Source organism: Gilvimarinus japonicus, assembly GCF_042847215.1.
GTDB classification, from domain to species: domain Bacteria; phylum Pseudomonadota; class Gammaproteobacteria; order Pseudomonadales; family Cellvibrionaceae; genus Gilvimarinus; species Gilvimarinus japonicus.
Genome location: NZ_AP031500.1, coordinates 1711792 through 1738094, shown reverse-complemented (window position 1 = coordinate 1738094; position 26303 = coordinate 1711792). Strand labels below are relative to the sequence as shown.

General features: G+C 54.4%; 28 protein-coding genes and 4 tRNA genes. 12 read left to right on the top strand and 20 right to left on the bottom strand.

Annotated elements, in window-relative coordinates; all coding sequences use genetic code 11:
- Positions 1 to 72 precede the first annotated feature (72 nt).
- The 8 genes from ACGHAD_RS07255 to prmB all read right to left on the bottom strand — a co-directional run bounded on the left by ACGHAD_RS07255 (position 73) and on the right by prmB (position 7441).
- Positions 73 to 1425: an ATP-binding protein gene (locus tag ACGHAD_RS07255; RefSeq protein WP_382416056.1), complete on the bottom strand. Its 1353-nt coding sequence runs from the start codon at positions 1423 to 1425 to the stop codon at positions 73 to 75.
- A complete protein-coding gene (locus ACGHAD_RS07250; protein WP_339615543.1) occupies positions 1416 to 2120 on the bottom strand; it encodes a winged helix-turn-helix domain-containing protein in 705 nt (234 codons plus the stop codon). The genes ACGHAD_RS07255 and ACGHAD_RS07250 overlap by 10 nt, the downstream gene beginning before the upstream one ends.
- Complete coding sequence (locus tag ACGHAD_RS07245) at positions 2105 to 2530, bottom strand: DUF3019 domain-containing protein (protein ID WP_339615544.1); 426 nt, start codon at positions 2528 to 2530, stop codon at positions 2105 to 2107. Before ACGHAD_RS07245 ends, ACGHAD_RS07250 begins: the two co-directional genes overlap by 16 nt.
- Entirely contained in the window at positions 2508 to 3473 is a 966-nt protein-coding gene (locus tag ACGHAD_RS07240) for a MipA/OmpV family protein (protein ID WP_382416059.1), read from the bottom strand. The genes ACGHAD_RS07245 and ACGHAD_RS07240 overlap by 23 nt, the downstream gene beginning before the upstream one ends.
- Positions 3474 to 3641: 168 nt before the next feature.
- Positions 3642 to 4421 carry a rhamnogalacturonan acetylesterase gene (locus tag ACGHAD_RS07235; RefSeq protein ID WP_382416061.1) on the bottom strand — a complete coding sequence of 260 codons (780 nt, stop codon included), beginning with the start codon at positions 4419 to 4421 and terminating at the stop codon, positions 3642 to 3644.
- 51 nt (positions 4422 to 4472) lie between these two features.
- The gene (locus ACGHAD_RS07230) at positions 4473 to 5255 is read right to left on the bottom strand and encodes an amidohydrolase (protein ID WP_382416063.1); all 783 of its coding nucleotides are present in this window, start codon (positions 5253 to 5255) and stop codon (positions 4473 to 4475) included.
- Positions 5256 to 5343: 88 nt separating this feature from the next.
- Positions 5344 to 6444: a chorismate synthase gene (gene aroC / locus ACGHAD_RS07225; protein ID WP_339615548.1), complete on the bottom strand. Its 1101-nt coding sequence runs from the start codon at positions 6442 to 6444 to the stop codon at positions 5344 to 5346.
- Between the two features lie 91 nt (positions 6445 to 6535).
- The gene (gene prmB, locus ACGHAD_RS07220) at positions 6536 to 7441 is read right to left on the bottom strand and encodes a 50S ribosomal protein L3 N(5)-glutamine methyltransferase (RefSeq protein ID WP_339615601.1); all 906 of its coding nucleotides are present in this window, start codon (positions 7439 to 7441) and stop codon (positions 6536 to 6538) included.
- A gap of 204 nt (positions 7442 to 7645) precedes the next feature.
- Here prmB and folE point away from each other — a divergent pair, with 204 nt between their 5' ends.
- Positions 7646 to 8185, top strand: coding sequence for a GTP cyclohydrolase I FolE (gene folE, locus ACGHAD_RS07215; RefSeq protein WP_339615549.1), 540 nt, complete (start codon positions 7646 to 7648; stop codon positions 8183 to 8185).
- 39 nt (positions 8186 to 8224) lie between these two features.
- Here the strand turns inward: folE and ACGHAD_RS07210 are convergent, their stop codons facing one another.
- From ACGHAD_RS07210 to ACGHAD_RS07185, 6 genes are all read right to left on the bottom strand, one after another.
- Positions 8225 to 8851, bottom strand: a complete 627-nt coding sequence (locus ACGHAD_RS07210; protein WP_390403650.1) for a DUF4892 domain-containing protein — start codon at positions 8849 to 8851, stop codon at positions 8225 to 8227.
- Positions 8852 to 8861: 10 nt separating this feature from the next.
- Positions 8862 to 9707, bottom strand: coding sequence for an alpha/beta fold hydrolase (locus ACGHAD_RS07205; RefSeq protein ID WP_382416068.1), 846 nt, complete (start codon positions 9705 to 9707; stop codon positions 8862 to 8864).
- A 69-nt stretch (positions 9708 to 9776) separates the two neighbouring features.
- Positions 9777 to 10235 carry a phosphohistidine phosphatase SixA gene (sixA, locus tag ACGHAD_RS07200; RefSeq protein ID WP_339615552.1) on the bottom strand — a complete coding sequence of 153 codons (459 nt, stop codon included), beginning with the start codon at positions 10233 to 10235 and terminating at the stop codon, positions 9777 to 9779.
- Between the two features lie 43 nt (positions 10236 to 10278).
- Positions 10279 to 10689 carry a DUF4389 domain-containing protein gene (locus ACGHAD_RS07195; RefSeq protein ID WP_339615553.1) on the bottom strand — a complete coding sequence of 137 codons (411 nt, stop codon included), beginning with the start codon at positions 10687 to 10689 and terminating at the stop codon, positions 10279 to 10281.
- 547 nt (positions 10690 to 11236) lie between these two features.
- Entirely contained in the window at positions 11237 to 12253 is a 1017-nt protein-coding gene (locus ACGHAD_RS07190; protein WP_339615554.1) for an NAD(P)H-dependent glycerol-3-phosphate dehydrogenase, read from the bottom strand.
- Between the two features lie 545 nt (positions 12254 to 12798).
- Positions 12799 to 13320, bottom strand: coding sequence for a flavin reductase family protein (locus ACGHAD_RS07185; protein ID WP_339615555.1), 522 nt, complete (start codon positions 13318 to 13320; stop codon positions 12799 to 12801).
- Between the two features lie 271 nt (positions 13321 to 13591).
- Here ACGHAD_RS07185 and ACGHAD_RS07180 point away from each other — a divergent pair.
- The 8 genes from ACGHAD_RS07180 to ACGHAD_RS07145 all read left to right on the top strand — a co-directional run bounded on the left by ACGHAD_RS07180 (position 13592) and on the right by ACGHAD_RS07145 (position 18093).
- A tRNA-Pro gene (locus ACGHAD_RS07180) sits at positions 13592 to 13668 on the top strand.
- 36 nt (positions 13669 to 13704) lie between these two features.
- Positions 13705 to 13781, top strand: a tRNA-Arg gene (locus tag ACGHAD_RS07175).
- 96 nt (positions 13782 to 13877) lie between these two features.
- Positions 13878 to 13953: transfer RNA gene (locus ACGHAD_RS07170), tRNA-His, on the top strand.
- A 287-nt stretch (positions 13954 to 14240) separates the two neighbouring features.
- Positions 14241 to 15092, top strand: a complete 852-nt coding sequence (gene folD / locus ACGHAD_RS07165; RefSeq protein ID WP_382416071.1) for a bifunctional methylenetetrahydrofolate dehydrogenase/methenyltetrahydrofolate cyclohydrolase FolD — start codon at positions 14241 to 14243, stop codon at positions 15090 to 15092.
- Positions 15093 to 15129: 37 nt separating this feature from the next.
- The gene (locus ACGHAD_RS07160; protein WP_382416073.1) at positions 15130 to 15459 is read left to right on the top strand and encodes a hypothetical protein; all 330 of its coding nucleotides are present in this window, start codon (positions 15130 to 15132) and stop codon (positions 15457 to 15459) included.
- 12 nt (positions 15460 to 15471) lie between these two features.
- Complete coding sequence (locus tag ACGHAD_RS07155) at positions 15472 to 16263, top strand: pseudouridine synthase (protein WP_382416075.1); 792 nt, start codon at positions 15472 to 15474, stop codon at positions 16261 to 16263.
- Complete coding sequence (rsuA, locus tag ACGHAD_RS07150) at positions 16250 to 17002, top strand: 16S rRNA pseudouridine(516) synthase RsuA (RefSeq protein WP_382416077.1); 753 nt, start codon at positions 16250 to 16252, stop codon at positions 17000 to 17002. Before ACGHAD_RS07155 ends, rsuA begins: the two co-directional genes overlap by 14 nt.
- Positions 16999 to 18093: a class I SAM-dependent methyltransferase gene (locus tag ACGHAD_RS07145; protein WP_382416079.1), complete on the top strand. Its 1095-nt coding sequence runs from the start codon at positions 16999 to 17001 to the stop codon at positions 18091 to 18093. The genes rsuA and ACGHAD_RS07145 overlap by 4 nt, the downstream gene beginning before the upstream one ends.
- Here ACGHAD_RS07145 and ACGHAD_RS07140 read toward each other — a convergent pair.
- Both ACGHAD_RS07140 and ACGHAD_RS07135 read right to left on the bottom strand, forming a co-directional pair.
- The gene (locus ACGHAD_RS07140) at positions 18090 to 18815 is read right to left on the bottom strand and encodes a methyltransferase domain-containing protein (protein WP_339615561.1); all 726 of its coding nucleotides are present in this window, start codon (positions 18813 to 18815) and stop codon (positions 18090 to 18092) included. The genes ACGHAD_RS07145 and ACGHAD_RS07140 overlap by 4 nt on opposite strands.
- Positions 18802 to 19401, bottom strand: a complete 600-nt coding sequence (locus ACGHAD_RS07135) for a DNA-J related domain-containing protein (RefSeq protein WP_382416081.1) — start codon at positions 19399 to 19401, stop codon at positions 18802 to 18804. The genes ACGHAD_RS07140 and ACGHAD_RS07135 overlap by 14 nt, the downstream gene beginning before the upstream one ends.
- A gap of 224 nt (positions 19402 to 19625) precedes the next feature.
- Between ACGHAD_RS07135 and ACGHAD_RS07130 the strand changes: the two genes are divergently transcribed.
- Positions 19626 to 19701, top strand: a tRNA-Asn gene (locus ACGHAD_RS07130).
- Between the two features lie 361 nt (positions 19702 to 20062).
- Positions 20063 to 20344 carry a pyrimidine/purine nucleoside phosphorylase gene (locus ACGHAD_RS07125; RefSeq protein WP_339615563.1) on the top strand — a complete coding sequence of 94 codons (282 nt, stop codon included), beginning with the start codon at positions 20063 to 20065 and terminating at the stop codon, positions 20342 to 20344.
- Between the two features lie 35 nt (positions 20345 to 20379).
- Here the strand turns inward: ACGHAD_RS07125 and ACGHAD_RS07120 are convergent, their stop codons facing one another.
- On the bottom strand, positions 20380 to 21855 hold the full coding sequence (locus ACGHAD_RS07120; RefSeq protein WP_382416083.1) for an alpha/beta fold hydrolase: 1476 nt from the start codon (positions 21853 to 21855) through the stop codon (positions 20380 to 20382).
- 68 nt (positions 21856 to 21923) lie between these two features.
- Complete coding sequence (locus ACGHAD_RS07115; protein WP_339615565.1) at positions 21924 to 22604, bottom strand: TIGR01621 family pseudouridine synthase; 681 nt, start codon at positions 22602 to 22604, stop codon at positions 21924 to 21926.
- Between the two features lie 481 nt (positions 22605 to 23085).
- Here ACGHAD_RS07115 and ACGHAD_RS07110 point away from each other — a divergent pair, with 481 nt between their 5' ends.
- Positions 23086 to 23691 (top strand): acyltransferase, encoded by a 606-nt coding sequence (locus ACGHAD_RS07110; protein ID WP_382416085.1) that lies wholly within the window; start codon positions 23086 to 23088, stop codon positions 23689 to 23691.
- Between the two features lie 18 nt (positions 23692 to 23709).
- On the opposite strand, the gene ACGHAD_RS07105 is transcribed toward ACGHAD_RS07110, so the two are convergent.
- Together ACGHAD_RS07105 and ACGHAD_RS07100 are read right to left on the bottom strand one after the other, a co-directional pair.
- On the bottom strand, positions 23710 to 24624 hold the full coding sequence (locus ACGHAD_RS07105) for a general secretion pathway protein GspB (protein WP_382416087.1): 915 nt from the start codon (positions 24622 to 24624) through the stop codon (positions 23710 to 23712).
- Positions 24625 to 24626: 2 nt separating this feature from the next.
- Complete coding sequence (locus tag ACGHAD_RS07100) at positions 24627 to 26246, bottom strand: AAA family ATPase (RefSeq protein WP_382416089.1); 1620 nt, start codon at positions 26244 to 26246, stop codon at positions 24627 to 24629.
- Positions 26247 to 26303 lie beyond the last annotated feature (57 nt).

Sequence of the window (26303 nt, the reverse complement as noted above, 5' to 3'; positions counted from 1 at the left end):
CCGATGAGCCGATGATGGGCCAGTAAAAGTGCGACGTTAAAAAAGCCCAGACAAAATATTGTCTGGGCTTTTTTATTGGGCAACTGGTTGAGCCGGCGGATCATCAGGTTCAGGCCAGCGCAACGTAAAGCACGCCCCCCCTAAAGCCTGACTACGGGTCACCATAACCGTACCGCCATGCCAATCGACAATACGCTTAACGATTGCCAACCCCAAGCCGAACCCTTGACTGTCACGGGAGGGCTCCTGATGCAACCGAACAAACGAATCAAACACCCGTGCGCAATCGTCATCGGCGATACCCGGCCCATCATCTTCTACCGCTACCCAATAACTGCCACTGTCATAGGCTAACGTCACCTGCACCTGAGTGTCGGCATATTTTGCCGCATTACCCAATAGGTTTTGCAGTACGCGCTCAAACAAGTTCCACTCGCAACAGACACGCTTACCGGCCAATTGGTCGTCAAGATGAAACACCGGCATTCGCGTCGCGGCCGCTGTACCTCGCCTGATGAGATTATCGGTCAAGCCCTCCACCAAGGCACGCAGTGCTCCGGGGGCACCCGCTTGCAAGGTGAGCGCCTGCGTTTGGGTTTCAAAGCCGGCGTAATTTAACAATTGATTGATCAGGGCATCCATCTGCGCGACATCGGTGCGCAAGTTAACCATTTGTCGCTGACGCTGTTCTGCGGAAATGTCCCCTTCCGACAACTCCAACGCGAATTTCATACGCGCCAACGGGGTGCGCAACTCATGAGAAACTGCATAGGTCATCTCCCGATAAGACGCCAGCAACTCATCGATACGCTGCTGCATACGATTAAATTCTTGCGACAAACTGTACACCGCCGAGCGTGGACTAAGCCGCACTCGCGCGCCCATGTCAGCCCGACCGACAAGGCGCGCCTGAGCTTGCAGCGAGCGCAAATCACGCACCAAGGGCCAAATCCACAAATAAATAACCAGCGCCAAAAGCAGGTAAAAAATCACCAACAACAACCGGTACCACACTCCTTGCTCGGGTTCCGCCGGCAACACCAAACGCACCACTAAATCGGTATTGCGCAAGCGGTAATACACTTGACGCTGCTGCTCGGCAGTTAACACCACCGGGGTACCCGCAAGAATTTCTTGCTTCAGGCTGGAGTCCGCGAGATCAGACAGTTGATAGGCGTGGGCTGGCAGCGCCAGCTTATCAAGCTGACCGCGCAACGCCACTATCGGTGTCGCACCCGCTTGCACAGCGGCAATGACATTGGTTTCAAGCAAGGTAAAAAATGCACGATTAATGGGGTCTGGCCGCTCGGGGTTAGTCACCGACAAATACAGACGATCGAGCCCCCAGCCGGCCCCTAAAATAACGAGTACGACAATTAAATAAAGCGTTAAAAAAGTGCGCCCAAGCAAAGCACTTATTCCCACGCGTCGGCCACCAACATATAGCCGCGCCCCCACACCGTTTTTATACGCGTAGGGTTATCGCTATTATCACCAAGCTTTTTGCGTAAATGCGAGACTCGGACATCCACGGTGCGATCCAGCCCATCATAGGGGCGCTGACAAATCGTGGTAAATAAATACTCCCGGCTCAGCACCTTGCCCGCTTGGCGCGCCAGTGTTAACAACAAATCGTACTCGTGGCTAGACAGTGGCACTGGCTCCCCGGCAAACTGAACCTCTCGAGCGTGAGTGCGCAACTTTAACTGCCCTATTGTGACATCACCGGTGTCCACAGGCTCGCGATTAGAGCGGCGCAAAAGTGCGTGAATACGCGCGAGTAATACCCGAGGCTCCGCGGGTTTAATAACATAATCATCGGCGCCGACCTCAAACCCGAGCACCTGATCGGCATCGGCATCGCGAGCGGTTAACATCAGCACTGGCCCTTCATAGTTGGGGCGAATTTCTTTGCAGATGCTAATGCCATCTTTGCCTGGCAGCATTAAATCCAAAATCACAATATCCGGCTGCAGGTTTTGCACTTGACGGGGCACATTCAATCCGTGGGACTCAACCACAACCGTGAAGTCATTGGCTTGCAAAAAATCTTTTACTAAACCGGCCAGACGTTCATCATCTTCGGCTAACAGCACCACACTCATCAAAAAAAACTCCATGGATTACGCCGCCGACGACGGTAGCGTTTGGCGTCGGCGACGACCTCAAAAGCGCGACTGGCAACCACCTGCCGGCCGCTCGCCTCAACCAGTTGAAATTGCACATCACTTTCAGCCTCTAGCACAGAGGTGTGGCTACCGGAGCGTGTCTGTTGCCAACAATCAAGCGGGTCGGGCTCGCCGGATTCATACAGACACAGCGAACGACTGTGCGGCGCGCGCCAGTTTATCTTTACCTGATCGCGGCAGACGCTTTCACCTTCGGCCAGCACACATAAGCTTGGTTGAACAATTAACTCCACAGCGCCATTGTCTGACGCCGCGTACACCGGAACCACCGCTAACAGCGTGATGCCAATACCCAACACCAGCGCCGGCAAGTGCGGACTAAAAATGGTAAATACCCCCAATAAATACCGTGCTCGAACCGCTGCGATCAACCAGAGGACTGTCTTTAATGGCGCTGCCAAACCACTTTTGGTGGAGCGTCGCCTGCAACGTCCAGCGCTTGCTTAAGGGCCGGCGCCAGTCGAGCCGAAGATACGGGGTGACACTATCGTCAGCTTGATACTGTAACTCGGGGGCTTGCTCCACTTCTCCGGCATCCAACCCATAGTAGTAGTCCACCAACTCATCGCCCTGCCACACAAACCCGCCAGCTAGTGTGTATTCATTTTGCCCTTGCTGAAAACGATGATCGACCCCAAAGCGAACCTCCTGCCCGCCGTGCACCGCAATTAAGTCACTCAAAGCCTGCAGGCTAAGCCCGGTGTTTTGATAGTAAACGCTGTATTCCAGGCCACCCAAAACCGCCATCCGGCGAGGACTCAAATTATCCAGCGTGACTAGATCACCCCGCTCACTGGTAGCATTTACCGTTTTGTGAAAAAACTCACTGGGGCCGTCTTTGTCGGTGGTATTAGGCGTGTTGGTGTTGTCTTCGGGGACGATCATATCGTCGGTAACATTTTGCTCTGACGGAGCGGCACTGAGGGCATAGCTGCCACCCGCGCCTTCAATCACAAAATTACCCAGTGACAGATCATTGAAATACATATGATCGAGCCCTAAGGTCGACACCAATGACAGTGACTGACGCGGAGTCTCAAGCAGTGTAAAACCTACCGTGGTGGTATCAAAAAAGAACCGCTCACCGTAGTAGCTGGCCTGGGGTAACAGCAATACCGGAATATCGTCGCCACCCACCAATGGGTTAGTACGTCCGCCCAAGCCAACACCTAAGGACACCTGCCATTCACCAACGGCAATGCAATCACTCGGATGTTCTTGGCAATGCGGGTCCGCAGCACCCGCTATGGGCACCCAAAACAGCGCAGACAATAGCCCCGCCATAAGCCACGCTCTGCGCATCAGGTTCAAGATTGCCCCCACATCACTACCTCAATCACCGTTAACATAACTCCACTTCGGGCTCTTTGCGCCGAAATCCCTTCACTATAAGAAAAATTGTGAGGATATAGCTACTAAATCACCCGGCGGTTTTGTAACAGATTGTAATAACTAGCGTTTTAAGTGTTTTGGATCGGGGGTGCGCAGACGGCTCGCCAGCGGGTGTTGTTGGCGCTTGAGCTCTGTCAACACCAACTGTGCGACCTCGCGGGCACCTAAGTGATTCAAGTGCGTGTCGTCGCTCACCCCTATAGGGTAGTTGGGGTGCAAATCAGCGGCAATATGCATAAAGCGCAGCGCCGATAAATCATCACCCATTGCCTGAAAGTACTCACGAGTGATCGCCTCCATATCGAGCAAGGTCACTTTTTGCTCGCGCGCTACGTCGCGCACCAAATCGGCGTATACCCCATGGGTAGGCTCGATCACACCTTGCTCGTTAAAATAGCGGCGAGTGATGGGGGTCAGCAAAATAGGCTCTGCGCCCTTGCTGCGTACATCCGCCACAAAACCGGTTAAATTCGCCTGAAAGTCTTTGGGTGGCGTATAACGATCTTTTTTATGCTCGGACTGATCATTGTGCCCAAACTGGATAAACACATAATCATCTGAGCTTAGCTCGTCCATAATGCTCTGCCAGCGACCTTCGCTTTTAAACGTGCGCGTACTGCGGCCGTTGCGCGCGCGGTTATCCACTACCAGGTGCTCGTCAAAAAAATAACTGAAAGGAACGCCCCAGCCGGTTTCGGGGTAATCCTTAACCTCTTTAATCGACATGGTCGAATCGCCAGCCATAAATACGTGAGTCATCTTATTTGTCGGCTTAACCTCGGCAGCATGGGTCAGCACACTTACCAACAACACAAAAAAAACAGCAAAAATACGGAGCATTATTAACCTCTCTTTAGGGTTTGTCGTTATTGAATTATTGTTATGGGAGCGTTAGTCAATTACCAGAGAAAACTCATCGCCATCGAGGTGCGCGGGAAACCTTGCGCGATAATCGCGAAGCGCCGCTTCGCTCAGTTGTGCCGTGATTACCCACGCCTGATCACCAGCCTCGACCAACAATTCTCCCTCGGGCGAAAACACCACACTGCCCCCGGCGTAAGCCTGCTCGTAGGCATCGTGCCCGACTCGGTTTACGCCGATAACATAAGCTTGATTTTCAATAGCGCGAGCCTTTAAAAGCGAGCGCCAATGATCGTGTCGCGCTGCGGGCCAATTGGCCACATAGAGCGCCAGGTCATAATCATCGCGGTTGCGACTAAACACCGGAAAACGCAAGTCGTAACACACTTGCGCCAGCACCCGCCACGAGCCAAGGGTAAATATGCAGCGCTGGCGACCGGCGCGATAGCGCTCGTGCTCACCGGCCATGCGAAATAAGTGGCGCTTGTCGTAATACTGCAGAGGCTTATCGGGGGCGGCCCACAGCAGACGGTTGCAATGAGCCTTGGCATCGTTAAACACCACTGAACCTGTCACCACAGCATTGTAGTGGTTAGCGTGCCGAGCAAGCCACTGACTCACCGGGCCGGCAGCGGTTTCGGCGTGTTGCCGTGCGCGGGGATGGAAACCGGTGGTGAACACCTCCGGCAGCACAATCAAATCGAGCGGATCAGGGCAATTCGCGGCCATTTGCCGCTCAAGAGCGGTCAAATTGGCCGCACTATCGTCGGGGATAATATCGCTTTGAATCAACGCCACACGTAAGTCAGACATATCGCCTCCCATAAAACTCACGGGGACTATAACATGGGCAAACCAAGCGATAACGGATTCAGCCCGATGTTATCGCCCCGGGCGCTAATCAGTCACGCTGCGCTGGGATATGCGGAATATTGTGCTCTACCCCACCGTTTTGGCCACGCTGGCGCAGTGCGTGATCCATCACCACCAACGCCAGCATCGCCTCGGCGATGGGCGTGGCGCGAATACCCACACACGGATCGTGACGGCCAGTGGTGACCACCTCAACCGGGGCGCCGTAAACATCGACACTGCGGCCGGGAATTCGCAAACTGGAGGTCGGCTTTAACGCCATGTGCGCGATAATATCCTGCCCGGTTGAGATACCGCCCAGCACACCGCCGGCATTATTAGAGGCAAACCCCTCAGGCAAAATCTCATCGCGGTGCTCAGTGCCCTTTTGCGCAACACTGGCAAAGCCGGCGCCTATCTCTACCCCTTTAACGGCGTTAATGCTCATCAGCGCGTGGGCGATGTCAGCATCTAAGCGGTCAAACACCGGCTCGCCCAGACCGGGCGCTACACCACTGGCCACCACGGTGATTTTGGCTCCTACCGAGTTGCCCTCTTTGCCCAGCGCTTTCATGTACGCTTCCATCTCGGGTACTTTACTGGCATCGGGGCAAAAGAACGGGTTGTTGGCAATCTCAGCCCAATCGACCGACTCGATAGCGATAGGGCCTAACTGCGACAAGTAACCGCGTATCTCAACACCGTAAGTCGCCTTTAAATACTTTTTAGCAATCGCACCCGCCGCCACACGCATGGCGGTCTCACGCGCTGAGCTGCGCCCGCCGCCGCGATAGTCGCGCACGCCATATTTGTGCATATAGCTATAGTCGGCGTGGGCGGGACGAAACTGATCTTTAATATTGGAGTAGTCTTTCGAGCGCTGATCGGTGTTCTCGATCAACAGGCCGATAGGGGTGCCGGTGGTTTTACCTTCAAACACGCCCGACAAAATCTTAACCTGATCCGCCTCGCGGCGCTGGGTGGTATAGCGCGACTGACCCGGCTTGCGGCGATCTAAATCCAACTGGATATCGTCTTCGGTCAGGGGCAATCCGGGCGGGCAACCATCAACGATGCAGCCAAGGGCCAAGCCGTGGCTCTCGCCAAAGGTTGTGACGGTAAAGAGTTTGCCAAAACTGTTGCCGGACATAGCGGTTCCATTACGGTAGACGAATTAAAGGGCCAGTATTATACGTAAATTACCAGTCGATGTATTGCCATAAACAAGGATATCGGCCAGCTTAGCGGCCCGCCTGAGCCACCAGGGCCTCGCGGGTGATGACAAACACCCCGTGGCCGCCGCGGGCAAACTCGACCCACTGAAAATCCAGCTCGGGGTAAGCCTGGGCTAAGGCCTGCGCGCTATTGCCCACCTCGACCACAAGAACACCGCCGTCGTTCAAATAATCCGGCGCCTCAGCCAGTAAACGGCGGGTAAAATCTAAGCCATCAAATCCCGACCCCAAACCAATGTCCGGCTCGGCGTGAAACTCCGCTGGCATCGCGACTAAATCGTCGGCGTCCACATAGGGCGGATTGCTAACAATTAAATCAAAGCAGCGCCCGTCCACGGCGGCAAATAAGTCGCCTTCAGCCGTGACCACTTGCCCGGCCAAACCGTGCTCGGCAATATTACTCTCGGCGACCGCCAATGCATCCGCACTGATATCGCTAAGCACCACCTCGGCATCGGGAAACTGATAGGCACAAGCAATACCGATACAACCGCTGCCAGTGCATAAATCCAACACATACTCGGGCGCGCCCGCAAGCCAGGGCGCAAAGCCCGCTTCGATCAGCTCGGCAATGGGCGAGCGCGGCACTAGCACCCGCTCGTCGACATTAAAATCCAGCCCACAAAAACGCGCACGTCCGGTTAAGTAGGCGGCGGGCACGCGGCGCTCAATCCGCTCAGCGATAAGCGCCAACACGCGGGATTTTTCGGAATCCGTCAGACGCGCATCCAGCACATGGGGGTTTTCAAAACCCAGCAAATGAATCGCTGCCAACACCAGTTGAGCTGCCTCGTCCCAGGCGTTGTCAGTGCCGTGGCCAAAAAACACACCAGCTTGATTAAAGCAGCTGGCGCCGTAGCGGATAAAGTCACGCACCGTAAAAAGCGCGGCGCGGGCGTCGTTAGTTTGCACTTGGTTAGCTTGCTGCACAGCGTCATTACCTGCTTTGGCCAAAAAAGCGCCATTGTACCGGTAATTAATGCAGGGGGAAGCCTTTACCGGCTGCAGAGTTTGGCGTAATGTTGCCGCCTTTTCACAAAACGTTAATAATGCGGCTTGTGTTACACAGATTCATCCGGCCGGCGCCGCGCGCCCGTCTTAGACAGGGTACCAACCATGCAGCAACATTTTGCCAAAATTATCGAAGGAATCGGCGAAGATTTAGAGCGCCCAGGGTTGGTAGATACCCCTAAACGCGCCGCCAAAGCTTTTGAGTTTTTAACCAAGGGGTACCACCAGTCGATTGACGAGGTAGTCAATGGCGCGCTTTTTCCGTCGGACTCTAACGAGATGATTATGGTAAAGGACATCGAGCTGTACTCGATGTGCGAGCACCACATGCTGCCGTTTATCGGTAAAGCTCACGTGGCCTATATTCCCACCGGCAAAGTCGTAGGGCTGTCTAAAATAGCGCGCATCGTCGACATGTACGCTCGCCGCTTGCAAATTCAAGAGCAGCTCACCGTGCAAATCGCCGAGTGTATTGCCGATATTACCGGCGCATCGGGCGTTGGGGTTATCATTGAAGCGAAACACATGTGCATGATGATGCGCGGTGTAGAAAAACAAAACTCCAGCATGAAAACCTCTGCCATGCTCGGCAGCTTTCGCAGCAATCAAGCCACTCGCACTGAGTTTTTATCGCTGTTGCGCTAGCACAGCAGGTGTTGTCCCCGGCACCGCCAGGGGCAGCACTTACCTCGCCTCAGGCGCATCGCGCCGCAACACCTCCAGCTGCAAATACACCCGTTTATTGCCTCGCAACACCGCATACACAGTGACATAAACGCCGTTAGTGCCCGGCAGCATCACCTCGTAGGCGCCGTAATACTGATACTGATCCAAGCCGTAGAGCTGCAAGATATTAAAGTGGTTATTGGCCCAGCTATTGGATTCGCCGCAATCGCGCGACTCGCACACAAACAGCTCACGCAACGGATATTGCTGCAACTGTTTGGTGACAAACAAAAAGCCTTCTCGCGGGGTATGGTTGTCGGGCAGGCGAAATGTTTTGCGCTGCAAGTCACCACGTAAACGCAACTCCTCGACGCGCCATAAACCTCGTATTTTGCGATAAGTGCCAAGCGCCACCAGATAATCATCGGCGTGTTGCCGAGAGCTGGCTTCAAGGCTGGCGCCGGGAAACCCTTTAATACGTAAGCTTGCGCCCTCACCCATCACACTCACCGACGCTTCATCGGTGGGCGGGTTATCTTGCGCCGTATCGGTTGCCCCTAAGCTAACTGAACGCTCGCCAAGCGCGAGGGCCGGATGTGCCAGCACAAACAAAAACACAAAACAAACACTAAGACGAAGCGCCATTTTTATACGGTTAAAAAAAATCATTAATGTAACTCGCCACCTTCTCAGCTTGATCTTCCATATGCAGATGGTGACCACCCTCTAGGGTAATAACCTCTAATTGCGGGTACTGCTGCGCGGCCTCGGTAAAGCCTGGGTAGAGTTTGGGCATGCCGCCGTCAGCCAGCAACACGCGCGCGGGTGATGTAATCGCTGAAATAAAAGCGTGAATTTGGCCACGAGTTAACTTAAACGACGATGGCGCCAACAGACGCTGATCGGTACTCCAACTAAAACCGCCCTCCACAGGTACCGTGCCTCGCTCGGTCAGTGCGCGCGCCGCGCCTTCGCTTAAAGGAAACATACCTTGCGTACGGGCTTTGACGGCCGCATTTAAATCGGCAAACACACGCAGCGGTTTATCGCCCAGCTCACGATTTTTACGGATGGAATCCGCCAACTGCTTGGGGGCGTTCTCAGAGCTTACCGGCTCGGGGAACAAGCCTTCCACCAGCACCATTTTATCGACTCGCTCGGGAAACGCACCAGCCAACAACGCGGATATAATCGCGCCACGAGAGTGGCTCAACAAACTAAAGCGCTGCCAACCAAGCGCATCAGCAATCGCCAGCACATCGGCCACGTCATCCCAAATATTATAAGGAGCGCTGCCCGGGCGGTGATCACTTTGCCCGTGGCCGGCCATATCCAAAGCTACTAGATTTAAGTTCGCCAACTGGGGGGCGAGGCGGCTAAAGCTGGCGCTATTATCAAGCCAACCGTGCAAAGCCAATACCGGGTGCCCCGCCTCACTGCCCCATTGCTGCGCCTTATATTGCAGCCCGGCTATGTCAAACTGTCGCAGCTTAGGGGTCATAAGAACTCCAAGGTAATCAAGAATGCCGGCGCAAAAACACCGGCACAACACCCCCGCTCGGGGTCGTTGTTATGGATGCACTAACCATCGTAATTGCCCCATATCGGCGGCAACAACATCCAGATCAACCGCCGCGAGCGATGCCGTTGACATATGGTGGGCTTCTGACGGGCCGCATAAAGTATCCAGCAACGTTGAAACCAACGGCTGATGGCTCACCAACAACACGGTGTCTAACTTAGCTTGATAGAGCGCATCGATCAGGCTGAAAACACGAGCCTCGGGTACCAGTAAGTTACTGACAAGCTCGCAAGTGTCGGGCAGTGCTAGTACTTCGCGGGCGATACCGGCGGTTTGCTGGGCGCGAAGATAGGGGCTTACCCAAACATGGGGCACCGACCCTAGCGCGTCGCATTGACGGGTCACAACCTGACGAACGTCTTCGCGCCCAGAGGCTACCAAGGCACGGCTAGCATCGTCGGCTTTAAACGCTTCAGCACGGCCATGGCGCAACACAAATAAACGCACAAAAGCACTCCTGTTCCCAAAAATTTAACCCGTTTAGGCGATGCTACACTGACTTAGACTGACGATCGTCCCGATCATCGTCCGACTCAGAACCATCAGTCGGCATGTGGGCACTGGCTTCAGGCTCCACAACCACAGGCTCTGCCGCATCAGGCACAACAGCCTCAGCCACTGGGGCCGGCTCGGGCCAGTCGGCAAAAGGAAACGGCTTATCGTCGCTGTTATAGGTTAAAAAGCGCAGCGTTTGGGCAATATACTGAGTGAGTGAATCCCCCAGTTGACGCAAATTGCTATTGTCACTGCCGGTAATCAGCGCAAACAAAAACTGCACCAATACCAACACCCCAACTACAAAGGCAGCCACATACAAAATAAACGCAAACAAGATCATAAACACCAACCGAATCCAGTGATCGGCAGAGGTGATATTGGATTTTATCGTTTCGTTATCCATGGATAATCCCTAATTTAATTAAGATGTACACCTGTACAAACGACGCAACAAGCAACCTCCAGTGTACCATTGTGCGAGAAGAATCCCACCGCTCATCGGCCTGCCCTTGGTCGCGTATTGTTCGCACTTGGCTCACAAACTACTGATACACGCCACGGTGGTCGTAAAGCTCGTCCCGCTGGATCACATAAAACGCTTCAACCAAGCCGCAACCCCAAATAGCCTGCCCCAAAGGCCCAAGTCAATGCGCGAAAATAGAATAACCGGAAACACCCGCGCGGCGATAGGAATATCGCGCCGTGAGATGAGCGTTTTTGCCAAGCCAAGCGAGTGAAACTTTCGACATCAAGCACTGGCGGCAAAGCGCCGGTTTAGGGGCAGGAAAATACAAGCAACACGCAGCGGACGATCGTCGCTATCGCCATAATCGGCCAACGCCCCGACCCACCAAGCCGCGAGCATCTAGCCAAGAGGTGGACGCGACGAGCAATAAAACGCGCGATAAAAATCCTCGCGTTTTACGCTAACGTCAATCAAGGTCGGGTTATTAGGCCCCGCGGTATTCCACATCGTTGCTTTGTTCGCCCAGCATTAGCTCGCGCACCACATCGGCAACCGCGCGACGCTCAAATAAGATGCTGTAAAGCCCCGATACCAAAGGCATATAAACCCCCAGCTCATCCGCCTTTTGTTTTACTTGATGCAGCGTATTGACGCCCTCTGCCACTTGCCCAAGGCCCGAGACCACCGCATCGAGCGGCTCACCTTGCCCCAGCTGGTAGCCCACACGGTAGTTGCGACTTAGATCAGAGGTGCACGTCAGAATTAAATCACCCACCCCCGCCAACCCCAAAAATGTCATGGGATTAGCGCCCATCTCGCCCGCAAAGCGCCCCATTTCGGCAAGGCTTCGGGTCAGCAGCATAGCTTGCGTGTTTTTCCCGGCACCCATGGCGGCCGCCATGCCGCAAATAATGGCGTAAATGTTTTTTAGGGCACCCCCGAGCTCTACGCCACCGCGGTCGGTATTGGCGTACACCCGAAACGTCTCCGAGCGCAAAATCTGCTGCACAGCATGACAAACACGCTCACTCTCGCTCGCAATCACGCTGCCGGTATGCTGCATGGCAACAATTTCTTTGGCAAAGTTGGGCCCGCTCAACACCCCGATATCGTGCTCTGGCAACTCTTGCAGCAGGATATCGCTCATCAGGGTAAAGCCCTCGGGTTCGATCCCTTTAGCCGTACTCACCACCATCGCATCACTCTTTAAATACGGGCGTAACTGCCGCGCAACCGACCGAAACGAGTGGCTGGGAATCGACACAAACACCAAGTCGGTAGCGGCAGCCGCGCGCTGTAAATCGGCGGTCACTTCCAGCCCTTCGGTCAAGCGGACACCGGGCAAGTAGCGTTCATTCTCACGACTTTGCTGGCAGCGCGCGGCGTTCTCTTGATCACGCATCCACAAAAACGTCTGATGGCCGTTGGCCGCTACTATATTCGCAATCGCTGTACCGAAGCTTCCGCCTCCCAGCACTGCAACCTGTTGTTTATTACTCATGGGTTGTGAGTCCTCACCTGGCCTGCCGAACCCTATTGAACAGCAGTGCATATTTAAATTACTTATTTAGCCAATACCGCAATATAACCACCAGCATGATCAAAAACCGTCACTGTTGCTTGTTACTTAGTCAGCCAGACTGTAACCATTTTGCACAATTTCTCAGCGTTTAATTTTTTCCACACTTTCTGTGGATAACTTGGTGGATTGTTTTTGGGAAAAGCACCCTAAAGCCCGTATTTACTGGCAGGTGTACAAATTGAGCATTATTTAACCTTTATATTTAAATCCTTTATAATCAATAACTTGCGCAACTCCACCAGTGTTTTGTGACGTTTTGGAGTCATATTCAAGTAAAACGGCCAGATGCACTCGATAGATGTGCATAAAAAGTTAGTGGCCGTTAACCGCAAACTTGCCGTAGACACAAATCTTTCATAATTCCAACACACCTACGACGCCAAACTGTCATATTTCATTGCTCACCAGCGGTGCAGGCGCTGCTGGTGGCCCGCGCCCACGTTAGTGCTAACGGTGGCGTAGGTTTAGTCTTTATTGCTGTGAGACAACATGCCATTGAGCCGCTGGTAACCACCACTGTGATACAACAGCGGGTCCGACTCATGCTCGCTGACTAAGACATCATCGATACGCGCAATCACAATATGGTGGGTGCCGTAGCTCACCACTTTGTCAGTTTGGCAAAAAAACACCGCCTCAGAGTCCGTGAGGTAGGGAGTCGACTCGGGCCCTTCCAACCAGCTACCGACACTAAAACGATCATGCACCGGCTCAAATCCCGCGCATACGTTAGAGACTCGCTCTTGGTGGTGCCCCAGTACATTTACTGCAAAGTGGCACCCCAAGTTTTCTAAATGCCCCTGCAACGATATTTGTTTGTTAATACACACCAGCAGTGATGGCGGACTATCCGACACCGAGGTTACCGACGATACCGTCATAGCAAAGCGCTCATCGTGCTTAATCCGCGTCGATAGTACACTGACCCCAGACGCTAAACGCCTCATCCCCTGCTTCATCGCCAGAGCTATATCAGTATTGTGCATAGAACCTCCACATTCATCAGGCCGCTATTTTGACCATCGCCGCCTAGAGACACAAGTGTACATCCATCTTGCTCGCCCCACCGATGCGCTTTTACCCAATTTGCACGCCTTGCATGCAATTTGCGCATTCGCTGAACGACACCTAGCAAAGCCTGCGCTCACGCTTCGATTTTTTTATAAATTCATTGGTTTTTCCGTTGACGACACGCTGGGGCATGGGTATTATGCGCACCTCTTGAAACGCGGGATCAACAACACCGCAACAAGACATCGGAGTGTAGCGCAGCCTGGTAGCGCGTCTGCTTTGGGAGCAGAATGTCGGGGGTTCGAATCCCTCCACTCCGACCATTTTACGCAAGCCGTCCGGTTCAATGCTCCAGCCATGCGCCCGTAGCTCAGCTGGATAGAGCATCCGCCTTCTAAGCGGATGGTCGCAGGTTCGAGTCCTGCCGGGCGCGCCATCCCTTGCTTGGGCCAAACCATTGCCTAATTAAGGTACACACGAACCGCTTTGCGGTATCTGTTTGCGACAAGAACAGGCAACGCCTGACTCAATGGTGGCTGTAGCTCAGTTGGTAGAGCCCTGGATTGTGATTCCAGTGGTCGCGGGTTCGATCCCCGTCAGCCACCCCACCCCCCTTATATAAAGCACCGTAAAACCTGCACCCCAGTACCCAGTGTCACAGAGCATAGGCTCGGCCAATCTAATCCAGCCAGGCCGTGTTATCCGCCTTTTTACTCAGTGCGCTATAGTTAATGAAGCTGTTATAGCAAAGCACGTAACGCCCCCTAAAAAAACCGTAAATTTAACGCTCGGCGCCTTGGCCTAGCGCGTCAGCTATGTGAAAATATCGCCCCTTTTCTCACGCAACGCAGCGCGCCACTTACTCGCGCGCCGCCAACTAAGGTAACTGCACTCCATGTCTGCACTGCTTCTCGATGGCAAGGCCCTTGCGGCAAAAACCGAACAGGAATTGTCTGCCCGGATTAGCGAGCTAAAATCTGATGGCAAAGGTCAAACCCCTATTTTGGCAACCATTCTGGTGGGCGATGATCCAGCCTCAGCCACCTATGTGCGCATGAAAGGCAATGCTTGCGAACGTATCGGCATGGAATCGGTAAAGGTAGAAATGCCCACCGAAACCACCACCGAGCAGTTGCTGGCTAAAATTGACGAGTTAAACAACAACCCCAATGTTCACGGGATTTTGTTGCAACACCCGGTACCCGAGCAAATCGACGAACGCGCCTGCTTTGACGCCATCGCCCTACAAAAAGACGTCGATGGTGTTACCTGCCTGGGATTCGGGCGCATGAGCATGGGCGAAAAAGCCTACGGCTGCGCCACCCCGAAAGGGATTATGCGTATATTGGAAGCGTACGATATCGAGCTGGCCGGCAAGCACGCCGTGGTCGTCGGTCGCAGCCCTATTCTGGGTAAGCCAATGGCGATGATGCTATTGGGCGCCAACGCCACCGTTACGATTTGCCACTCTCGCACCAAAAACTTAGCCGATCATATTCGTCAGGCGGATATAGTGGTGGGCGCAGTAGGCCGCCCCGAGTTTATCAAAGCCGACTGGATTAAAGATGGTGCGGTTGTGATTGATGCCGGTTACCATCCGGGCGGCGTCGGCGATATCGAATTGGCACCGCTGGTTGAGCGCGTTGCCGCTTATACGCCGGTACCCGGCGGTGTCGGCCCGATGACCATCAACACCTTGATATATCAAACCGTAGACTCCGGTGAAAAGGCCATTGCCGGAAAGTAGACAGCCGTGCCCAAATCGAGCACCAGGAGCAAGCTTTATGGGTCGTATCATGTGTTTTTTTGTCGCGCTGATGGCTGCGGTGGCCGCCAGTGCCGCCGAGCCTGTTGCCAACTACACCTTTGTTTGCCAACTCGATGACAGCCGCCGCCGTATCGAAGTCGCCTATTTGCTACCCGACCAAAAGGTACCCTGCGAAGTCCGCTACCAAAAAGACACCGAGGATACTAAAGTGTTATGGCGCGCCGACAACCAAGAAGGCTTTTGCGAAAGCCATGCGCAAACCCTGGTTAAACAGCAGCGTGATTGGGGCTTCGAATGTGTCAGCGATGATGTGCCGCCACGCTCCACCGCTTTTAACCTTTACTGATACCTGCGCGACGTGCCCACCTCTGCAACGGTGCCAAGCAGCGAACCCGAACTGCCCATCTTATACCGCGACCAATACCTAGTTGCGATCAACAAACCCAGCGGGCTGCTGGTGCACCGCAGCCCTATTGATCGTCACGAAACCCGCTTTGCCATCCAGTTATTGCGCGACCAAATTGGCCAGCGGGTTTACCCCGTACACCGGCTCGACAAACCCACCTCTGGAGTATTGTTGTTTGCCCTAGAGCGCGACGTTGCCAGAGTCGTTAACGAATCCTGGCAAGCGGATAAGGTTAGCAAGCACTATGTGGCATTAGTGCGCGGCTATTTTAACGCGCCCTGCTTGGTCGACCATCCACTGCGCTACCAAGCGGACAAGCACGGAGATGCCCCCGGCAGTAGCCAGCCACTGCAAGAGGCGCAAACCGCGTTCACGCCACTTGCGCAAATTGAGCTACCCGAGGCTGTAGATCGCTACCCCACCAGTCGTTACTCACTGGTGCACTGCCGCCCTATTACCGGGCGTAAGCACCAGCTCCGGCGTCATCTAAAACACTTACACCATCCTATTATCGGCGACCCTAAGTATGGCAAAAGTGTTCACAACCGCTTTTTTGCCGACCGCTTTGGCGCCAATCGCTTGCTACTGGCGGCCACAGAACTGCAACTACAACACCCTGTAACCGGTGCGCCGCTAAGTATTTGCGCCCCTATTAACGGCCGCTTTGCAAAAGTCGTTGATAGCTTACAATGGCGCACGGCACTGCCCACTAACTGGCGCGAGAGCGATTATGCGACTGGATAAATTTATCGCCCACTGTACCGGCGCAAGCCGCAACGAGGTAAAACGTTGGCTGCACGCCGAGAAAGTCACGGTAGCAGAAAAAACCGTTAAAAATTCAAAGCAACAAATAACCTCCGAACAAACGGTGCGCGTAAACGGTCAGGCACTGCAGTACCCACATCCGCGTTATTTTATGCTGAATAAACCCGCCGGTGTTGTCTGCAGCACCGATGACGGTGAACACCCCACGGCACTCGATTGCCTGAAAGGTGTTTCGCAAAGCAACCTACAAATTGCCGGCCGGCTCGACAAAGACACCACAGGCCTGGTACTGATTACCGATGACGGCCAATGGAATCACAAAATCACCGCCCCCCGGGCCGCAAAAAACAAAGTCTATTTAGCGTCGCTCGCGCAACCTATTAGCGAGTCGGCCGCCCAAGATTACATCACGCAATTTGCCAATGGTTTACAGCTCAACGGCGAGAGCAAGCTAACGCGCCCGGCACAACTCGCGTTTATTAACGAGCACGAAGCCCGCGTCACATTGCAAGAGGGGCGCTATCATCAGGTAAGGCGTATGTTTGCCGCCTGCGGCAACCGCGTCGTCAGTTTACACCGCGAATCGATCGCCGGCATAGTGCTCGACTCGACCCTCGCCCCCGGTCAGTTTCGCGCGCTCACTGAGGCCGAGCTGACCCAAACCCTAATCGCGCAAAAACACAACGCCCAACCTAAAAGCACTGACTCTCATTCATGAACGATCCCGCATTACACTGGCTGTTAGAGCACTACCACAATGCACCCGCCGCTATCGACTCGGTCTGGCTGTGCGATGAAGCGAGCCGAGAATTTACCGACCACCTTGCTGTTCGCGCCCAAACACAGTTTATCAGCAACCGTTGGGATGTATGTGAGCGTTTAAAAGCGCACCAACACGGCGTTACCTTTAACGACTTTGACTTAAGCGCGATCGCCGACAACTCGCAAGAGCGAGTTTATTATCGTATTTCCAAAGAAAAACCCGTGGTGCACCATATTATTAACGCCGCTGCGCGCGTACTACAGCCAGAAGGTGAATTAGTCATCGCGGGTTTAAAAAACGAAGGCGCCAAAAACTTTTTAGATAAAGCGGCGCAGGTAATGGGCTGCAGCAAAGCTACACAAAAGCATGGTCTGGCCTACAGCGCACAATTAAGTAAGCGGCAAATATCGGTCCTGCTCGACGACAGTGACTATTCACGCCTGCGTCCAATCGCACCACTTAACAACACCGGCCAAACTCAAGGCGCAGGCGAGCTTTTGCTGTGGAGCAAGCCCGGGCAATTTGGCTGGCAAAAAATCGACGCAGGCAGTGCATTTTTGCTATCCACGCTGGCGCAACAAAACATGTCCAGCAACGAGCCATTAACGGTGCTGGATTTAGGCTGTGGTTACGGGTACCTAAGTTGCCGCGCCGCACAAACCTTATTTAACACACCACAAACCGCGTTTACCTTGACAGATAATAACGCCGCCGCGCTGCGCAGCGCGCATTACAATTGCGAGCAGCTCGGGTTAGATGCAACGGTTGTACCTTCTGACGCTGGCACTGAAATTGCTCAGCGTTTTGATGTCATTCTGTGCAACCCACCTTTTCATCAGGGTTTTAACGTCAGCGATGATTTAACCGAACGTTTTATTGCCAGTGCCGGGGAGCACTTACAACCCGGAGGGCAAGCATATTTTGTCGTCAACGCGTTTATTGGCGCCGAGCAAAAAGCCAAAGCGCACTTTGCTGAATGCCGGGAGCTTGCCAACAACCGTCAATTTAAAGTGTTGGCATTAAGCAAGCCGCGTTCAAAGCCTTAGATTTTTCGCGCTGTAAAATCCCGCGAGTTTGAGCGAGGAAGACAATGTGCCAAGGTGTCTCGCCAGTGGCGAGCGCAAACTTGACGGTAAAACGCACCGATGCGATTTTCATAGCGCCGGTGCGACCACTCAAGTGCCCCGGCAAAATAACAAGGGTCATCGCGCAACACCTGCCAAGCCGCGCGCAACTCGGACGCCGCCGCAAAATTTACCAACAATAAACCTTGGGCTGTTAAGGCGCGACACAACTGCCGTGACCACGCAGGCGTAAGCGCCACTACTCGCGTAGGCTCGCCCTCTTGCGCGGCAAACAAATCATCAATCACCAGATCAAACGCTGGCCCCGCGTAAAACTGCATAAATGCCAGGGCATCCGCCTCGATTAACAGCGTGTTAGGCCCACCCGCGCGAAAAAAGCGCCGGGCAATGGTCAAGTGCACCGGGTTTATATCAACCCCGATAATCAAGGCGCGGGGGTAGCGCTTGCGCAGCGCACAAATAACCGCGCCACCGCCGACGCCCAACACCAAGATTCGGCGCACCGACTGATTGCTCAGCGCAACGCTCGGCAACCACAGCAAATCCCATAAGCTGCCATCAAATTCACGCTTTGGGTGGTATTGTGTATGAAAAACTCCATCAGTATACAAACGCAAGCTTTGCCCGGCCCGACACACCCGGTAGTGGTGACCATACTGATCGCGGTAGTTAAACAGCTCCATTGCTTGCCAGATCTCTGCGCAGCACCGCCACCGCCCAATTAATATGCTGTAGCTGCTCGGTATCGCCGCCGCGATCCGGGTGCACAGCCATAGCCAGCCGACGATAGCGCTGCTTAACTTCGGCTAAAGTCACCGGCATTTGCAATGACATAATCTCCAGCGCTCGGGCACGATCATCACAGCTCACCTGGGTCTGCACCGCCTGCCGCCAAAAGTCGCTTAACAAGTCTTCCACGCTGCGCTCAGTGGCGGCGTGGAAGTGTGACCAATCGAGGTAATAATCACGCAGCTTGGCCTCGCGGGCGCCACCTACGGCCTGACTGGATGCCGATTCGAGGGTTCTCACTCGCACATCCAGCAAACCGATATCGAGATCTAGCCCCTGGGTTAACAACTCATCGCGCCAAAGGTATAAAGCATTAAACAAGGCAAAGTGAGTCTGAAATAACAACAGCGGACTAGCACTGTAGTTTTCGGGTAACAACTCTTGCTCGACCAAGAGCTTGATTAAGCGTTGCTCGCTATACACTTGGCCGGCTTCATAGAGCAACAGCTGCAGCGGTTCTAGCAATGGATTGGTCGCCATATATTCCCAGTTATAACTCAGTGAACCTTTACCCAGTATAGCGATTTAGGCTGCGAGTGACGAACTCCCCTCGCAGGCTATCCTATTGAATTGTTTAGAGTTAATACAAATTGTGGAGTATTTGCTCAAGCATCTCTATTTATTCATTTTTTTAAAAGAAGGGGGTTGACGAAAAAGCGGAGGCTCTATAATATGCGCCCCACTTCCACAGAGGAAGTGACCGATCCGCTTTAGCTCAGTTGGTAGAGCAAATGACTGTTAATCATTGGGTCGCTGGTTCGAGCCCAGCAAGCGGAGCCAAATTAAGAACGAGGGGTTACTCACTAGTGAGTAACCCCTTTTTCGTTGTGCGCACCAAAGATCAACGACTCGATTGCGGTTAATCATTGCTCTAATCGCGGCCATTCGAGCCCAGCAGGCGGAGTCATATTAAGAACAACGACCTACTCAGTAGTGAGTGGCCCTTTTTCGTTGCGTACCCCGACGCTCAACGGATCTTTTGGCCTGCTGTTAATCATTGTCGAATCAGCAAGCGGAGCCACATTAAGATTGCGGCACCATTTAGCAATGGACAGCCCCTTTTTGTGGAAAGACAAAAAACAACGTCCCTTCAGGGAATCTCTCACCACCCAACCCTACCTCAGGATAAAAGGACATCGCTATGTTTGATGTAAACAACTACTTTGAAGGCAAAGTTGCCTCTATCGCCTTTGCTGGCGAAAAACTCCCCGCCACCGTCGGCGTGATGGCCCCAGGCGATTACGAGTTTGGCACCAGCCAAAAAGAATATATGAGCGTTATCAGTGGCGCACTCACCGTAAAGCTGCCCGGCAGTGACGAATGGGTAACCTACAGCGCTGGCGAGACATTTGAAATAGAAGCCAACCAAAAGTTTGGCGTCAAGGTTGCGCAAGATACCGCTTATTTGTGCCTGTACGAATAAACCCCTAACGCGCTTAGCCTTGCTAGCGCAGCCGGTCAGTGTTCAGTGCAATCATCAAAGCGCTGGCGCTGACCACTTAAATAGTCCTCTAGCTGCGCAAGCGCACAGCTTTTACTGCCCAGCACATGATGCCCTATCCCGCCAAACTCCGTCAGCTTGCTTGCGGGCCAGTGCCGGTGCAACTCGCGCGCCCACGCCACTGGGGTAATAGGATCAAACTTCCCCGCCAATAACGCCACTCGCGCAGGGGGCGCCGGTAGCTCTAAAGGCGCCCCCTGGGGCCAGCGCTGACAGATTTGTCCCTGCCACATCCCTTTAAGAAAAGGCGCTAACAGCGGATGACGTGCCACGGCCGCCTCAAACTCTTGCTCGCGACCTAAACGGTTGTCCCGGCAATCTACGGCCATAAAGGTAAAGCTGGTAATAGAGTCTGACAGTGCCTGCGAGACAAACAATTGCATCAGTCGCGCCAGCGGTGCCCTTTCGCGCTGCTCGACGGCCCCCAGGGCACGAATGACGTCGCTCCAGCGGTGGCGATGGTAACTCGCCGCAAAAACGGCGGCTAACAGCCGGTGATCATTAACCACCACTCGGCGCGGCAAACCCGCTACCTGTACATCCACTCTCATGGGCGCACGGCGCAACAGCGCCAGACTCGCAAACAACTTGGCTTGAAGCTGACTGGGATCTATAGCCGCACTAAAGCCTTGCTCACGCCACGCTTGCACGCAATCGGCATCATCCACACACGCGCGGTAGAAACCATCCAGCGCCCGCGCCAGCGTATCGGGCCAATCGATCAACCCGCCTTCACCGGGGGGATACACAGAGTCGAGTACCATAGATGCCACTGCCGGGCGCGTTTCACTCCCCGCCTTAGGCGCCGAGGCCAGTGCCAGCGCCAAGCGCGACCCATAAGACACCCCTAACACGTGCCAGCGCGCAATACCCAGCGCCACTCCTAACTGCTGAATATCGGCAGCGCTTATGAGCGTGCCGTAATCCGCAGGATTAAAACCCGGTGCAGCTGCTAAACAGGTATCAAGCACCTGCTGTGCTTCGCGCCACTCTTGTTGCAGCTCGAGGTTGCGCCCTAGCACCTCGCGACTAAAACGCTCGTACGCCTCGCAAATCTGACGGGGCTGACTGCCACCGGTGCCGCGCCGATCCACCAGAATCAAGTCCCGGCGCAAACCGGAAAAATCTCGCCAATCGCGCCAGCGCTGTAGTGACCGTTTATCCCCTATACCCGCCCCGGCACCAGGGCCACCCTGCAAATAAAGCAAAGGCGTTGCCTGCTTATCATTTTGCAGATAACGCAGAATTACCACCGATAGCGTAAAACGGCCATCACTTGTGTGCCACTCGCCACAGGTTAAATCCGCAGGGTGTGAGTCAAACGCCCCCTCCGGGCAGGGCCGCTGGCGCCAAGAGGCCGGTGGTGATGCGGAGGCGGACAACCTATTAGGTGAGCTTGAAAGGGTATTGCTGCGGTTCGCTGACGGCAACATAAGCCACCACAGAGCGAGCGACAACCCAATCAGGCTCAGCCCGACAAGGATTGTTATCTTGCGTCGAGCTAACACGCCGGCCATGCCATATTCCACGGCTCGGCCACATCGATAACGTCTCCACTCATCAGGTGAGTAAACGCCGTATCGCCAAATAACGCGCCGCTGCTTGGCGGTTGCGTAAAGCGCTGATACTCACCATTAATCTCAAACCCAAGAGAGTATGCGTGCAAGTACAGTCGGTCGGATGGCTCCGCACCATAGAGGGTATCCCCGACAATGGGTGCCCCCACACTTTTAAGGGCTACACGAATTTGGTGAGTGCGCCCAGTCGCAGGTTTAACCACAAACAACCGAAGCCCGGGAGCCATATGGCAACTGACAAAAGCGGTACGGGCCGGATTGTGTCGCGTTCGCGTAAGCATCCAGGCGCCGCGCCGCGCGCTGGTCATATCGCCCACCACCGACCCCTGTTTTTTACGGGGCTTTTTGCCGCTAATAGCAAGGTAGTACTTGTCGACTTGTCGCTGACGAAACTGCTCGCACAATTGCCGGTTAGCGTCGGCCGTCTTGGCCATCACCAATAAACCAGAGGTCGGCTTATCCAGCCGATGCACCGGATACAAGCTCGGAAACGATTGGGTCAGTGTGGCAAACAAGCCCGCCTCGCCCTGCTCGGAATGAAAATTCACCCCTGCGTGCTTATCGATCACCAACACCTGATCGGACTGCCAGACAATGTCGAACATAACCACCTTAATAGGGCACGCGACCGAGAAGCCGCCCGCGTAAAAGCCTCTATATTACCGTAAAACGTATCGCCAGATGGGTTAAGAGCCAGATCAACTAACCAGCCCATAGCCTTAAAAACTCACAGTGCTACACTTAGTTCAGGTGTCCGCCCGCCCGCATAACGGGATACGCTCGACGACTGCGTTCGCATAGAGGGAATCTGGCAGCGTTGATGAGCCTACGTTACCTGTGAGTGTCCACTCGATACTCCACCACGATCCGACAATGCACGCCCTAGCTCCGCGTGTTTCGGTGCACAAAAGAAACCGGCAGCAATTACCGCTGCAATGAAGGCGGCGGACACCTTTTCTTCCCCCCAGCCTCTACAAGGCGCTCGCAACCCCATCCCCCAAGGCTAATCACCTTCTTGTGCGCTATCGGCACGGCGGGGCTCTGAGCTACAATGGCGGCAAATCTCTATAGGTTACGCCCTGCTTTATGCCCGATTCTGCCACCTATCAAGCTCAGCACAAACGCCGCTTAAGCTATATGCCCTGGCTTTATTACCGGCTAAAGCCTAAGCACCTAGAGTGGGCCGCACCGTGGCAAGGCGCCATCCAAGCGCGCCTGTGCGAGCTTGAGACGGTTGAGATCGGGCGCAATGTCTTTATTGCCCCAGAGGCCCAGTTGTTTGCCGAGCCCGGCCGCCCTATTATTGTTGGCGACAACAGTTATATTGCCGCCGATGCGGTATTGCACGGCCCGATCACCCTAGGGGAGAGCGTGTCCATCAATCATCACGCCAGCTTAGACGGCGGACGCGCTGGCATTCATATTGGCGACCACTGTCGCTTGGCCGCTTACTGCTCACTCTATGCGTTTAATCACGGCCTGGCGCCGGAGCGGCTGATTCGCGAGCAGCCAGTCAGCTCTAAAGGGATTATTTTGCAAAGCGACGTGTGGCTTGGCAGTCACACCGGGGTGGTTGATGGCGTAACCATGCGTCGTGGCGCCGTCGCGGGTATGCAATCGGTTGTAACGCGGGACGTGGCCAGCAACACCATCGTGGCGGGCAACCCGGCCCAAGTCATTGGTCAACGCTAGAACAGCGCTACCGCCGCCCTACATGTTCACCCAACTGGACATCGCCGTCAGTTTAAATTGGTGGTCTCCCTTGCGCAGAATCACACCGTCCTCGGCAATCATCTCTACCTCTAAATCTCCCAGTGTTTGCCCTTCGCGTAAGCTTTGATTATTAATCGTCACCTCACTGGCGCCACCTTGGCGGTATTCGTGAGCGGCGTACATCAGTGTCGGAATCGCATTTTGCACCGCTAAAGGTAAATCGCGAATGGTGCCCACATTGGGGTGCGCTGCCAGCAATGATGATCGCAGCGCTGCATCATCGGGCGCCGGGCGAGTCGCCGCGGAATCTGTAATGGCCGATGCGGTCGCTGGGACCTTAACGGGCGCTACCGCTGGGCGAGGCGCAACTGTCTCAGGCGACTCGTCCGGTGGCGGTGCGCTATACAATCGTGCCACCTCAGCATCAACAGCAGGCTTATCCAGATTATCCTGTGTGTTCATTTGCGTCGTATCGCTAGAGGCCTGCCCGGCCGCGGTTTGCGCCATACGCTTACTGGCGGGCGCGGCAGTGCTGCCCGACGCGACGCTTGATGCCGCTTTACCGTCCAACTCGCCCGGCGCTACCTCAAGCGATAGGCTGTCAGCCGACGCGCTGGTGATAGTGGGTGCATTCGCAGCCGTTGCCTGTGCTGGAGCTGACGGTTTGGTTATGGACGAAACCGGCTCGGGTGCTTGAACCACCACCGGTGCCGCCTGATGACGCTCTAGCGCCAACCAGATAACCGCGGCCAATAACCCCAACACCACAACTGCGATCGCCACGAGCCAAGGCCATAATCTACGAGGTGGCACCTCGGCCCGAGCGTGTGCCGCATCAAGACCCGGCACACCATTTTGTTGTTGCTGGCGCTCGCGGTCAGCCTTACGCAATGCATCCAAAATCAACGACATGCTCAGGGCTCCTGCACAGGTTCTAAGGTGGTATCGATCTCCAACCTTTCGTTGAGTTTAAGCAACGTCTGCTGCCCCAGTATGCCATCGGCAGTCAGTCCAGCTTGACGCTGAAATATTTTTAACCGCTCGGTTAACGCTTGGTTAAAGCGATCGTTCGTCAACCGGCGCGTCTGGCCATCTAACTGCGCAAACTGCTGCGCCAACCAATGTACCGTTTGCCCCTGATCGCCTTGACTGATCGCACCGGTATAACCGGGCGGTTTATGCCAGACATAAAACACCGCACCATTCCAACGCTGGCCCAGCTCAGTCAATGGCATCAGCTGATGCTCGCCGGTGGATGTAATCAGCGCTGCCCGGTACTGCCCCAAACCGACTAATACTGCGTATACCGTAAATTTATCGGGAGTATTAAGAGTTAACACCGCCGGGCGATTTAAATCCCGCAGCTCAGACCAGGTGCTAAATTTGCGAGTCTCACACTGAATATCACTCGCAGCGGTTTGCCAGCAAGGGTTGCCCTCACCTGTCGCCATGCCGACATGGCCATATAATGCTTGCTGCGCCTCTTGCAGCCGCGCAAAATAAATAGCCTCTTGCGCCGGTCGCGCATTATTATTTGGCTTATTAGCAGCCACTGACGCGACCGATGAACTGCTGCTAACCGCGCTAACCTCTAGCGGTTTACTCGTACTTTTATCACCGGCTACAGGCCACAACACCCACAGCAATAACCCGATCACCACAACTAGCGCCACACCCAAGCCCCACACCAACCAATTGCGCAGATCTTTTGCCGGCTCATCCAAGCCGCCGACGACTTCGCGCCGCGCTAAGCGATAGGTTGCATTGTCGACCCGCTGTTTGTTGTGGCCGTATAAGCCCACCAGCGCCCGCTCGCACAAAATATTAATGCGCCGCGGAATGCCGCCACTAAAACGATGAATTTTTTTCACAATGGCGCGCGGAAACGGGTTGCGCTCTTCCGCCAAACCAGCCACTTGCAACCGATGGGCAATGTAGGCCTCGGTCTCGGCCAGGGTTAACGGGGATAAATGAAAACGCGCGGTAATACGCTGCGCCAACTGACGCAAGCGCGGCTGTGACAAGAGTGTGTTTAACTCGGGCTGCCCCACTAAAATGATCTGCAATAATTTTTTAGTATCAGTTTCTAAGTTAGTCAGCAGGCGAATTTGTTCCAAGGCATCGGCAGAGAGCAACTGCGCCTCATCAATCAACAGCACCGTACTGCGGCCTTGGCGATGATTCTCCAACAGATACAAATGCAAGGCATCGGTCAGCGATTTTACGGTGTGCTCATCGGCGACGTACTTAACCCCAAGCTCGTCGCAAATCATACCCAGCATCTCGGGTACGTTGGCCATCGGGTTAAACACCATGGCGATATCGGTATTGTCGGGCAACTGCTCCAGTAGCGAGCGAATAATCGTCGTTTTACCGGTGCCCACTTCGCCGGTTAGCAACACAAAACCACCGCCGCGCACACCGTACAATAAGTGCGCCAAGGCCTCTTTGTGCTGATCGCTCATGTAAAGGTAGCGCGGGTTAACCGCAATGGAAAACGCAGGCTCTACCAAACCGAAGTATTGATGGTACATAAAACCCCGTCAGTGTTAGACCAATATCGTGGTCGTGATCATACCCTGTCACGCTCG